We start from the raw sequence: 12,846 nt of genomic DNA, 5'->3' as shown, positions 1-12,846 counted from the left end.
CCTGTTTGATCGTTTTGAAAGCGAGGATTTTTTAAGATCGAGATGGCGCTACAGGATACCAAATCAGGCCTTCTCAGACAACGAAAAGGGACGCCATAAAAGCGAAAAACCTGACTTTTCTGACCACCAGCCGTCACAAACACAAATACCCACAACCGCCACCAGCTCATCATCATGGTAAAGCAGCGGCCAGGCGTCACGTCGCCAGGGCGGAACAGCGGATTCCTGAAGAAGTTTTTTCACCGTGACTGAGCCGCCACGCCCATGCGGACGACAGCGCTCTCCCCCCTGCCGACGAACGACACGAAGATCCTTCAGGGTTTTCAGACCGGCATCGGCCGGTGCCACGGTCAGACAGCCATCAGCGAACTCATGGGTACCCAACTGCAATGGCCCCGGCTGAGCCATTGTTTGCGGGATAGGCAACACCAGATAGAGCGCCCCCTGAAAACGACGAATGGAGCAGGTTTTCAGTTGGTAACAGGGGTTCGCATCCTCCCGTGCCAGAATAAGGTCACGCTCAATCTGTGTTAACTGCCGGCCATTCAGCAACTCACCGCAGAACTGCGCAACCCAGAATCGCAGCAGTTCAGGCTGGCGGACCAGCGGGAGCGCCTTAAGCGCCGCCAGACAGAGCTGATCGGGTGCCCGCAGACATTGATCGAGATCCTGCTGCAGATAACTCTCTAACAGCAACTGGTTCTGCTGCATCAGCTCAGCATTGGACTGCCAGCGCTGCAACAGCCGCGGCCAGCGCTGCTTTAATCCGGGCAGAATCTCTGCCCGCAGGAAATTACGATCGTAGTCCAGCGAATGATTACTGGGATCCTCAATTGAGGAGAGCCCCAATGCAGCCGCCGCTCCTTCGAGCGCCTCTCGGGAACAATGCAGCAGAGGCCTCAGCAGGCCCCCCCCGGCAAGCGGACGTGAGCGCGGCATACCACAGAGTCCGGCGACACCGCTGCCCCGGAGAAAACGAAACAACAGGGTTTCGGCCTGATCATCGGCATGATGGGCCAGCAGCAAACACTCCCCCTGCTGCAGATTTTCCGCAAACGCCTGATAACGTGCATCCCTTGCGGCCTCTTCTGAATCACTTTGCGGATACACATCCAGCCGGAAAAAACGGAGCCCCAGTGCAGCAGCCTGAGCCTGCGAAAACTCGGCCCACTGCTCAGCGTCGGCCTGAAGGTGGTGGTTAACATGCACCACCCTTAGTTCAGAGGTATCGAAATACCGGGCAGCGAGATGGAGTAATACCTGAGAATCCAGCCCGCCACTATGGGCTATAACCCAGTTGCGAGGCCGTTCAGCAGAGGGAAGTTTTTGCAGATAATCAGTAATGAGCGCAGCCATGCTGCGCTCACACTGTTTCAGATCGTGGTTGAAACCTGAATCAGGCCTCACCACCGAATCCGTAGGACATCAGGCGCTTGTAACGACGCTCAAGCAGCTCATCCTGAGACAGATCCTGAAGTTTAGCCAGCGTTTCGCTGAGATGACGTTTCAGATTCGCTGCGGTCAGTGCCGGATCACGGTGTGCGCCACCCAGTGGCTCACTGACAATCTGATCAACCAGACCCAGCTCATGCAGACGCTCGGAGGTAATACCCATCGCCTTAGCGGCATCCGCAGCACGCTCAGCGCTTTTCCACAGAATCGATGCACAACCTTCCGGCGAGATAACCGAGTAGGTTGAGTAGCTCATCATCATCAGCTCATCACAGACACCAATCGCCAGCGCGCCACCGGAACCACCTTCACCAATCACGGTGGAGATAATCGGTGTTTTCAGCTGCGACATTTTAGCCAGGTTAAATGCGATCGCTTCTGACTGGCCACGCTCTTCGGCATCGATCCCCGGATACGCACCCGGTGTGTCAATAAAGGTCAGAACCGGCATTTTGAAGCGCTCAGCCATCTCCATCAGGCGCAGCGCTTTACGGTAGCCTTCAGGACGCGGCATACCGAAATTGCGTTTCTGACGCTCATGCACACCACGACCTTTCTGATGACCGATAACCATCACAGGCTTCTCGTCCAGACGGGCAATGCCGCCTACGATCGCCTGATCGTCCGCGAAATGGCGGTCACCGTGGATCTCATCGAACTCGTCGAAAATATAATCGATGTAATCCAGGGTATATGGACGCTGCGGATGACGCGCCAACTGCGATACTTGCCAGGCGCTCAGGTCAGAAAAAATAGATTCGGTCAGGCTGCGGCTTTTGTCTTCCAGACGTGCGATCTCATCGGAGATATTCAGTTCAGCGGAATCACCGACCAGACGCAACTCTTCAATTTTTGCCTGCAACTCGGCAATCGGCTGTTCAAAATCCAGATAGTTCGGATTCATATGACTCATCTATTTATTAAGTGAAAAAATTGTGCAAAGTTTACCTTTTTGCTCGGATAAGAACCAGACCTACATCGGCAATGGCCAACCCCGGTCTAATAGGTCAGCCTCACTGCATCGCTGCCAAAGCGTTCCATTAATGCAATCAACAGCTCGTCGCTGGCCTCAACCCGCCAGTTATCCCCCAGCACCAGCGTCGCCTCCGCATCTTCACGCTGATAACGCAGACGGAGCGGCAATCCGCCCTGCCCCCGATGCGACTGCAGCAGATTCTGCAGCTCCTGTAACCGACGCCCGGCAAACTGCCCAGCCTGACAGCGCACCTGAACACCCGATGCATACTGCGCCCGGGCCTGAGGAATACTCAACACCTTGCTGACCCGCACCTTCATGCCGCCGGAAAAGTGATCTTCTGCCACCTCCCCCTCAACGATCAGTACCGCATCTTTGGCGACCATATCACGCACCGCGTCATAGGTATCGCCAAACAGGGTAACGTCAATCCGGGCACTGCGGTCATCCAGTGTAACAAAGCAGAGGTTATCGCCCTTTTTGGTTTTTTTCAGGCGCAGATCCACCACCAGACCCGCCATTTTCTGAGTCTGTCCCCGTGCAGGTTGCAGCTCAACAATCCGCTTGCTGATAAAGTGGCGCAGCTCCGATTCATATTCATCAATCGGATGACCCGTCAGATACAGGCCCAGTGTGTCTTTTTCGCCTGTCAGGCGCTCTTTGTCGGTCCAGGAGCGTACATTTCTGAAGTCTTCATAACTGCAACGATCGGATTCAGCTTCCACTTCGCCGAACAGATCAAACATACCGGCATCCTGATTCTTCGCCGACTGATCTGCGGCTTTTAGCGCCGCCGGGATCGCTTCCCAAAGCACCGCCCGTTCTGCGCCGAGGTTATCCAGCGCACCGGAGCGCACCAGCGCTTCGAGTACCCGTTTATTCAGCTTTTTCGCCCCGACCCGCTCACAGAAATCAAACAGGTCTTTAAACGGACCACCTTCGTTACGGGCCTGAACAATCGCCTCAATCGGGCCTTCACCCACACCCTTGATCGCGCCGAGCCCGTATACAATCACCCCTTCATCATTAACCGTGAACATATATTCACCGCTGTTGACGTCGGGCAGTGCCGGCGGTATTCCCATAATCCGGCACTCTTCGATAAAGATCACCACCTTATCGGTGTTCTGCATATCGGATGACATAACCGCCGCCATAAACGGCGCCGGGTAGTGGGCTTTCAGCCAGGCGGTCTGGTAGGAAACCAGTGCATAAGCAGCCGAGTGGGATTTGTTAAAACCGTAGCCGGCAAACTTCTCTACCAGATCGAAGATATTCCCCGCCAGATCTTTGTCGATACCGTTTTCAACTGAACCATCCAGGAAGGAGGCCCGCTGCTTGGCCATCTCTTCCGGCTTTTTCTTACCCATGGCCCGGCGCAGCATATCCGCGCCGCCCAGCGTATACCCGGCCATCACCTGAGCGATCTGCATCACCTGCTCCTGATAGAGGATGATGCCGTAGGTAGGCTCCAGCACGGGCTGCAGAGAGTCGAGCTGATAATCGGGGTGCGGCCACGCCATCTCAGCACGGCCATGCTTACGGTTGATAAAGTCGTCCACCATGCCTGATTGCAGCGGGCCTGGGCGGAACAGCGCCACCAGTGCGACAATATCCTCAAAGCGCGACGGCAACAGACGCCTTACCAGATCCTTCATACCACTGGATTCAAGCTGGAATACCGCAGTGGTTTCAGCCGCCTGCAACAGATCGAAGGTCTTTTTATCCTCCAGATCGATCAGGGCAATATCCAGAGGTTCCTCGCCCTGCTTCTCCCGAATCCGGTTCACGGTCTGCAATGCCCAGTCGATAATGGTCAGGGTACGCAGCCCCAGGAAGTCGAACTTAACCAGCCCCGCCTCCTCTACATCTCCCTTATCAAACTGGGTTACCAGACCGTTGCCCTCTTCATCGCAGTAGGTTGCTGCGAAATCAGTCAGCTTGGTGGGCGCGATGACCACGCCCCCGGCATGTTTACCCACATTTCGGGTCACACCTTCGAGCTTATAGGCCATCTCCATGATCTCCTGCGCCTCTTCGCTGGACTCAACGAATTCACGCAGCATGGGTTCCTGATCCATCGCCTTTTTCAGGGTAATACCCACCTCGAAGGGGATCAGTTTGGAGAGACGGTCTGCAAGACCAAAGGGTTTGCCCTGAACACGGGCAACATCCCGCACCACCGCCTTCGCGGCCATGGTACCGAAAGTCACAATCTGGGATACCGCATCACGGCCATATGTCCGAGCCACGTAATCGATTACCTTATCGCGGTTATCCATACAGAAATCGATATCGAAGTCGGGCATGGATACACGTTCAGGGTTAAGGAATCGCTCAAACAGAAGATCGTATTCCAGGGGATCAAGGTCGGTAATTTTCTGCGCATACGCCACCAGAGATCCCGCACCGGAACCACGTCCGGGACCTACCGGAACGCCGTTTTCCTTACCCCATTTAATGAAGTCCATTACGATCAGGAAGTAGCCGGGGAAACCCATCTGGATAATGATATCCAGCTCGAACTCCAGCCGGTCAATGTAGCGCTGACGCTTCTCCTGATACTCGGGATCAGCTTTATCCAGCAGGATTTCCAACCGCTCTTCCAGTCCGTCATAGGAGACCTTGCGGAAGAATTCATCCATCAACATCCCTTCAGGGATCGGATATTTCGGCAGGTAATAGGTGCCAATTTCGATTTCGATATTACAGCGTTTGGCGATCGCCACACTGTTCTGCAATGCCGATGGAATATCGCTGAACAGCTCGACCATCTCCTCCTGTGAACGGAAATACTGCTGTTCGCTGTACTCTTTTGGCCGGGTTGGGTCTTCCAGTGTCCGCCCCTGGTTAATACAGACCCTGACCTCATGCGCCTCAAAATCCGAGGCTTTAACAAACATCACCTCATTGGTTGCAACCAATGGGCAATCGTGGGCTTTAGCCAGTGCGACAGAGGCATGGACAATCTGCTCATCCCCCGGTCGCCCGGTACGCTGTATCTCAAGGTAGAAATTTCCCGGAAACACCTGCATCCAGCGTTCGAGAACGGCATCTGCCTCGCCCTTATCCGCCAGTATCGCCCGGCCTACCTCACCTTTACGGCCACCTGATAGTGCGATCAGGCCAGCCGATTTAGCAGCAACCCACTCCGGCTTTACCAGAGCCAGATCAGGAATAATATTCTGCCCCTCAGCATATGCCTGAGAGATCAGTTCCATCAGATTCAGGTAGCCCTGTGCATTGCAGACCAGCAGTGTGAGGCGGTACGGTTCACCACCAGGTTCATCGGTATTTTCTACCCACAGGTCGGAACCACAGATCGGTTTGATCCCGCTGCCAGTCGCCGCTTTGAAAAACTTCACCAGACCAAAGAAGTTAGTCTGGTCAGTCATTCCGACCGCAGGCATCCCGTTGTCCTTAGCCGCGGCCACCAGCTCCTTCACCCGGACAAGGCCGTCTACCAGGGAGAATTCAGTATGGGTGCGCAGATGGATAAATTGTGCTTCAGACATAGGATCTCAATATTCTAATTCTGTTCCAGCCAGTCCCGCACGGGCCTGAAGCTGCGACGATGTTCAGTCAGTGGACCATGTTCAGCCAGCGCAGCAAAGTGAGCCGCCGTCGGGTAGCCTTTATGTTTGGCAAAGCCGTACTGCGGATATTGCTGATCCAGCAACTCCATCTCACGATCCCGGTCGACCTTTGCCAGAATCGAGGCGGCTGATATCTCTGCGACCTTGCTATCGCCTTTCACCACCGGCTCGCTCGGACAGGGCAGTTCCGGGCAACGATTGCCATCCACGTAAACAAACTCCGGTTCAACCGGCAGGCCGCTAACTGCACGCTGCATCGCCAGCATAGTCGCATGGAGTATGTTGAGACGGTCAATCTCTTCTACCGATGCGGATGCCACACACCAGGCCAGCGCCTTCTCTTTGATTTCAACATAGAGTTGCTCACGTCGTTTTGCTGTGAGCTTCTTCGAATCCGCAAGCCCCTGAATAGGTCTGGCCGGATCGAGGATAACCGCCGCAGCCATTACAGTTCCTACCAGCGGCCCGCGACCTACCTCATCAACACCGGCGATCAGCTTCCCCTCGGAAAAATCAAACCCCTGCGTACTCATGGCAGTACACCTTTATCCTTAAGCAATTCGACCACTGCGTCTGCGGCTTTCTCATCCGCGTCCTGATGCAACTGTTGCTGAATCTCGGCGAAGCGTTGATGCAGATACTGTTTGTAGTTCTCATCTTCCAGCGCCTTGAGCAGGGCAGGCCCCAGCACCTCAGGCTTCACCTGATCCTGCAGAATTTCAGGCACCAGCGCCTCATCCGCCAGCAGATTGGGCAGGGAGATAAAGCGGGATTTAACCATCCGTGAATAGATTGCATAGGTCAGCGAGGCCATTTTGTAGGCCACGACCATCGGCTTACCAAGGATCGTTGCCTCCAGCGTGGCTGTCCCGGATGCAATCAGAATCGCATCGGCAATCGCCATGACTTCACGGGAGTTTTTCATCACCAACTGAATATTCAGATCGGCGAACTGCTCACTGACCATCCGGTGTAACTGATCGTGGCGCTGCTCGTTCGCCGCAGGAATAATAAACCGAAGATTATCGTGACGTTCGGACAACCAGCGGGCCGTTTCCAGAAAAGGCTCCGCCAGATATTTAACCTCACTGCCACGACTTCCCGGCAGCAGGGCGACAATTTTCTCACCGGCTTTCACAGCAAAGCGCTTTCGCTCGGCTGCCGGATCGACACTACGCGGGATACTGTCGGCCAACGGATGTCCGACAAATGCGATCCGCTGTGCCGTGGGTTCATAATGCCGGGCTTCGAACGGGAACAGACTCAACACCAGATCGGTTGTCTGTTTAATCTTGTAGATTCGCTTCTGTTTCCAGGCCCAGACAGAGGGGCTGACATAATGCACGGTCGGGATCCCCGCCTGCTTTAGCTGCCCTTCCATCGCCAGAGTGAAATCCGGCGCATCGACACCGATAAACAGATCAGGCGGGTTATCAATAAAGTGCTGAATCAGCTTTTTGCGCAGTTTAAGCAACTCAGGCAGGCGGCCAAGCACCTCAACCAACCCCATAACGGAGAGCCGTTCCATCGGATAGTGCGATTGACAGCCAGCGGCTATCATCAGCTCACCGCCGATGCCTTCGACTTTAAGATCGGGAAAGCGTTTTTTCAGAGCCCGGATCAGGCCACTGCCCAGAATATCGCCGGAGGCCTCCCCGGCGACAATACCTATACGCAGAGATTTCGGCATGGTTGAGCCTAGCGGATAATGCCGCGGGAGGAGGTTTCGACAGACTGAATTAACGCCGCAACTTCAGGGCATTGTGGCAGCAGCTTATTCAGCTCAGCCAGTGCCTGTGCAGTGGTAAGTTTGTTCCGGTAAAGAATCTTGTATGCCCGACGCAGGTCGCTGATCGCCTGCGGGCTGAAACCGCGTCGCTTCAGACCTTCGGTGTTGATTCCGTGCGGCTCGGCAGTGTTTCCGTTAGCCATGATATAGGCCGGAATATCCTTCAGTACCACCGTACTGGTGCCACACATCACGTGGGGACCGATTTTGCAGAACTGATGAACGGCCGTAAAACCACCCAGAATAGCCCAGTCACCCACATGCACATGCCCGGCAATAGCCGTGTTATTCGCCATAATCACGTTATTACCCACAACACAGTCATGGGCCACATGGGCATAAGCCATAAACAGGTTATCGTTACCGATGGTGGTGGTGCCGGCATCCTGTATCGTACCCCGGTGAATGGTCACCCCTTCGCGGACAACATTGTTATCCCCCATGGTCAGGGTCGTAGGTTCACCGGCGTATTTTTTATCCTGACAGTCTTCACCGACCGAGGCGAACTGAAAGATACGGTTGTTTTTTCCGATTGTGCTGGGCCCTCTGATCACAACATGAGGCCCGATCACTGTACCCGCTCCGATCTCCACATCAGGCCCGATTATCGACCAGGGCCCGACCGTGACATCATCGGCCAGCTTCGCAGAAGGATCTATGAGTGCACGGGAATCGATCAAGACTTAAACCTTTCTATCAGCACACAAAATGGTAGCAGTACTTACGGTATCACCATCTACGGATGAGCGCACTTCAAACTTCCAGATACCACGGCGTTCTGAAACCACTCTGGCTTCCAGCTTCAGTTGATCACCCGGCACAACCGGGCGCTTGAAGCGCAGATTATCAGCACCAACAAAGTAGTAAATAGAACCATCCTGAGGCTTTTTATCCATGGTTTTAAAACCAAGGATTCCGGCAGCCTGAGCCATGGCTTCTACAATAAGAACGCCCGGCATAACCGGATGATCCGGGAAGTGGCCATTGAAGAAGGGCTCATTGACCGTAACATTCTTGTACGCAACAATGGATTCTCCCTTTTCCAGCTCCAGCACCCGATCCACCAACAGGAACGGATAACGATGCGGAAGGTATTCCCTAATTTCGTTTACATCCATCATCTTATTTAAACCCTTAATCCTCAGAAATCTTTGCTTCAACGGCTTTTAGCCGGCGGGCGATATCGTCCAGCTGCCGAAACCTGACCACATTCTTCTTCCATTGCTGGTACGGCATCATGCCGGTACCGGAAGAGTACGCACCGGGTTCGGAAATCGACTTGGTAACAAGAGACATTGCTGTGATATGCGAGCCACTGGCGATGGTCAGATGACCGGTAATGCCGCAGGCACCCGCGATTGTACAATGGTCGCCAATTCTAGTGCTTCCGGCCACTGCGGTACAGCCCGCAATAGCAGTATTTTTGCCAACCTGAACGTTATGCGCAATCTGAATCTGGTTATCGAGGATCACCCCGTCACCGATCCGCGTATCCTCGAGTGCACCACGATCAATCGTCGTACAGGCACCCACTTCTACCCGGTCCCCCAGCACAACACCACCGAGCTGGGCAATCTTCACCCATTCACCCCGGTCACTGGCAAAACCAAAACCGTCACTGCCCAGTACCGCACCGCTGTGAATCAGGCAGTTACGACCCATACGTACACCATGGTAAAGGGTCACATTGGCTTCAAGCACCGAATCTTTGCCAATCTGGCAATCATCGCCCACAACGGTATTGGCACCGATCCGTACCCCGGATTCAAGGGTTACCCGCTCACCAATGACTGCCCCGGCCGCAATATACACATCACTCTGCAGCACGGCGCTGTCAGCAACGCACGCACGGGGATCGACACCTGCGGTTTCAGTCACGGATTTTGCGAACAACTGACTGACATGTGCATACGCCAGATAAGGATCATCGACCACCAGCGCATTACCACTGAAGCCGGACAGGAGCTCTTCTGACATCAGTACCGCACCCGCCGAAGTCGAGGCGAGATGTTTCTGATATTTGCTGTTAGCAATAAACGAGAGCTGGGTTGCAGAGGCCTGCATCAGGGTAGCAATACCGCTGATGCGGCACTGCGGATCCCCATGTAGTTCAGCAGAGAGCGTCTTGGCTATCTCCTGAAGCGTAAATTCTTTTGCCGACATCTAAATCAGAACGCCTACTCTTGGTTCAGCAGTTCAACAACACGGGCAGTAATATCCAGCTCTTTCTTAACAAACAGGGTGGCCTGCTTGGCTACCACCAGATCATATCCCTCTGATTTGATCAGGTTACGAATCACCTTATCCAGTTTTGGACGCATCTGCTGGATAAACGCCTGTTCACGCTGCATGCGCTTCTGCTGCAAGGCCTGTCCACTTCGCTGATACTCTGCATAGACTTTCTGGAACTGAACCTGCATTCGCTTCAGTTCATCCGCAGACACCAGATCCTTGTTCTTCTGAATTTTGTCACGGGTCGCTTTAACCTGCTTCTCCAGATCCAGCGCTGCCTGTTCATCTTTAGCAAATTCGGTTTTCAGTGACTGCCGAAACTCTTCCGCTGCTTTAGAGGCCAGAAGCGCCTGCTGCACACCCAGCACAGCAACCTTTTCCGCCTGGGCATTAAAACTGATACCTAGTGCCAGGATCACTCCCAGCATCGTTTTAAAATTCATAATCTATTCCTTAGAAACTCTGACCTAATGCGAACTGGAACACTTCCGTTTCATCATCTTCTTTATCGTTCAGCGGTGCTGCAATCGCGATCGACAGCGGGCCGAACGGTGTCAGCCAGCTCAGGCCGAAACCGGCGGACAGGCGCAGCTCGTCCAGTTGTACACCGTCTTCACAGACACTGGTCGAAGAACAACTGGTATCGAACACGTTACCTGCGTCGACAAACAGCATGGTGCGCCAGCTCTGCTTATCATCCACAAACGGAGTCGGGAAGATAAATTCGGCACTACCCGCTACCAGTACGTTACCACCAAACGGATCATCCTTACTGTCACGCGGCCCCAGGGTATTCTGCTCATAACCACGTACGGTTTTCAGACCACCCGCATAAAAGTGTTTATAGAAAGGATACTCATTACTGCCCAGTTCACCACCGTAACCCAGACGCCCTTTAACACCCATGACCCAGAAGCGATCTTCAGTCAGCGGGTAATACCACTTAGCGTTATAGTTAGCCCGGTAGTAACTCAGATCACTACCCGGCAGCCCCAGCTCCACAGAAGCACTCTGGGAATACCCTTTGGTTGCGAAGAAGCCACGGTTCAGATGGTTATCACTCCAGCCGGCACTCAGGCTGTAGTTGAAGTATTTATCCCCTTCATCCGCGATAAACTGGAAGATCTCATCCGGGGTCTCTGTGGAGTTGGTATTAATCGTGATCTGCTCCACCTCAAGACCGAAGCTGAGGCGCTGGAACTCATCGATCGGATAACCAAAGTTAACCCCGCCACCAATCTCATCGGTAGAGAAGGCACTGGTGTTATCTTCATCAAAGTCACGTTCGCGGTAGTACAGGTTGAAACCACGGCTAACGCCATCAACCGTATAATACGGGTCCAGATAGCTGTACGAGTACTCGGTCAGGGTATCACTGTTGGAAAGCCCGATACCCACCTTCTTACCACTACCGAGGAAGTTATCCTGCTGTACCTTCAGACCAAAGATCAGGCCTGAGTTCTGAGAGAAACCGATACTGGCGGAGAAGTTACCGGACTGCTGCTCTTCTACGGCAAAATTCACATCAACCAGATCGTCATGCCCCGGCACGGCAGAGGTCTCTACGTTAACGGATTTGAAGTAACCGGTTTTTTCCAGACGGGATTTAGACCGTTCAATTCGCTCATTCGATGCAACAGCGGCTTCCAGTTGCACCAGATGCTGACGGATTATATCATCGGCGGTACGGGTGTTACCGCGAATATTTACCCGGCGCACATAGGTACGCTTGCCCGGATCAAGGAAGAACTTCACCGTAACGGTATTATCATCATGCAGTTCCGGTGCCGGCGCGACGTTAGCAAACATATACCCGGCATCACCGATTTTCTTCACCAGCGCTTCCTGAGACTCGGTAATGCGTCGACGGGAGAAGGTCTGCCCCTCTTCAACCAGCACAACCTGTTGCAGTTCAGCCTCATCAATCACCATTTCACCGGCCAGATCGACGCCACGTACAGTGTACTGTTCACCCTCAGTGACATTAACCGTGATGTAGATATGCTTTTTGTCCGGCGTAATTGAGACCTGCGTGGAATCAATTGAGAAATTCACATAGCCACTGTCCAGATAATAAGAACGCAGCCGCTCCAGATCGCCGGACAGTTTCTGTCGTGCATAACGGTCATCTTTCTTATAGAAAGACCAGAAGCTCGGCAGCTTAAGTGAGAACAGATCTTTCAGCTCTTCATCACTATAGACGTTATTACCCACAATATTGATGTGCTGAATAGAGGCCACCTGGCCCTCTTTGATATTGATATTAAGCGCAACACGGTTACCCGGAAGCGTCTCAACCTCAGTATTCACATCCGCACCATAACGCCCCTGAGACGCGTACAGACGTACCAGATCCTGCTTAATCTGTTCCAGAGTCGAACGTTTGAAAACGTCACCCTCCTGCAGACCGCTCTGTTTAAGCCCTTCCAGCAGGGCCTCACTTTCCAGAACATCATTGCCTTCCAGGCGGATAAGGCTGACCGAAGGCCGCTCCTGCAGCTTCAGCACCAGTACGGAATCATCACGCAGCAACTGGATATCATTGAAGTATCCGGACTCAAACAGCTTATGCGTTGCTCTCGACAGCTCGGCTGAATCCACCTGATCCCCGGCGGTCAGGGGAAAATTGCGGAATACAATCCCCGGGGAGACCCGCTGCAGACCCTCCAGACGGATATCCTCGATAACAAATGAGGAAGGTGAGTTAGCCTGAGCAGCCGTGACCCAGAATAAAAGCGCTACCAGAAGTCCAATTCCACGTTTCATGAATTACTTCTTATTTTCCGTAATCAATAATTGAT

10 protein-coding genes are annotated in these 12,846 nt (G+C 53.5%); all 10 read right to left on the bottom strand.

Annotation, left to right across the window (positions count from 1 at the left end):
* Positions 1 to 63: 63 nt before the first annotated feature.
* Positions 64 to 1,407 (bottom strand): tRNA lysidine(34) synthetase TilS, encoded by a 1,344-nt coding sequence (tilS, locus tag QUD59_RS10120; RefSeq protein ID WP_286236834.1) that lies wholly within the window; start codon positions 1,405 to 1,407, stop codon positions 64 to 66.
* A complete protein-coding gene (gene accA / locus QUD59_RS10115) occupies positions 1,397 to 2,356 on the bottom strand; it encodes an acetyl-CoA carboxylase carboxyl transferase subunit alpha (RefSeq protein ID WP_286236833.1) in 960 nt (319 codons plus the stop codon). The genes tilS and accA overlap by 11 nt, the downstream gene beginning before the upstream one ends.
* Before the next feature lie 95 nt (positions 2,357 to 2,451).
* Positions 2,452 to 5,943 (bottom strand): DNA polymerase III subunit alpha, encoded by a 3,492-nt coding sequence (dnaE, locus tag QUD59_RS10110; RefSeq protein WP_286236831.1) that lies wholly within the window; start codon positions 5,941 to 5,943, stop codon positions 2,452 to 2,454.
* A gap of 14 nt (positions 5,944 to 5,957) precedes the next feature.
* Complete coding sequence (gene rnhB / locus QUD59_RS10105; protein WP_286236829.1) at positions 5,958 to 6,557, bottom strand: ribonuclease HII; 600 nt, start codon at positions 6,555 to 6,557, stop codon at positions 5,958 to 5,960.
* Positions 6,554 to 7,714, bottom strand: coding sequence for a lipid-A-disaccharide synthase (gene lpxB / locus QUD59_RS10100; RefSeq protein ID WP_286236828.1), 1,161 nt, complete (start codon positions 7,712 to 7,714; stop codon positions 6,554 to 6,556). Before lpxB ends, rnhB begins: the two co-directional genes overlap by 4 nt.
* 8 nt (positions 7,715 to 7,722) lie before the next feature.
* Entirely contained in the window at positions 7,723 to 8,493 is a 771-nt protein-coding gene (gene lpxA / locus QUD59_RS10095) for an acyl-ACP--UDP-N-acetylglucosamine O-acyltransferase (RefSeq protein ID WP_286236827.1), read from the bottom strand.
* 3 nt (positions 8,494 to 8,496) lie between these two features.
* Entirely contained in the window at positions 8,497 to 8,934 is a 438-nt protein-coding gene (gene fabZ / locus QUD59_RS10090) for a 3-hydroxyacyl-ACP dehydratase FabZ (protein ID WP_286236826.1), read from the bottom strand.
* 13 nt (positions 8,935 to 8,947) lie between these two features.
* Complete coding sequence (lpxD, locus tag QUD59_RS10085; protein WP_286236825.1) at positions 8,948 to 9,976, bottom strand: UDP-3-O-(3-hydroxymyristoyl)glucosamine N-acyltransferase; 1,029 nt, start codon at positions 9,974 to 9,976, stop codon at positions 8,948 to 8,950.
* 14 nt (positions 9,977 to 9,990) lie between these two features.
* Positions 9,991 to 10,488: an OmpH/Skp family outer membrane protein gene (locus QUD59_RS10080; RefSeq protein ID WP_286236824.1), complete on the bottom strand. Its 498-nt coding sequence runs from the start codon at positions 10,486 to 10,488 to the stop codon at positions 9,991 to 9,993.
* A gap of 10 nt (positions 10,489 to 10,498) precedes the next feature.
* Positions 10,499 to 12,811, bottom strand: a complete 2,313-nt coding sequence (bamA, locus tag QUD59_RS10075; protein WP_286236823.1) for an outer membrane protein assembly factor BamA — start codon at positions 12,809 to 12,811, stop codon at positions 10,499 to 10,501.
* Between the last annotated feature and the right edge of the window lie 35 nt (positions 12,812 to 12,846).

This window comes from Neptuniibacter halophilus, from assembly GCF_030295765.1.
GTDB lineage: Bacteria > Pseudomonadota > Gammaproteobacteria > Pseudomonadales > Balneatricaceae > Neptuniibacter > Neptuniibacter halophilus.
This window is presented reverse-complemented; position numbering and strand designations above follow the sequence as displayed.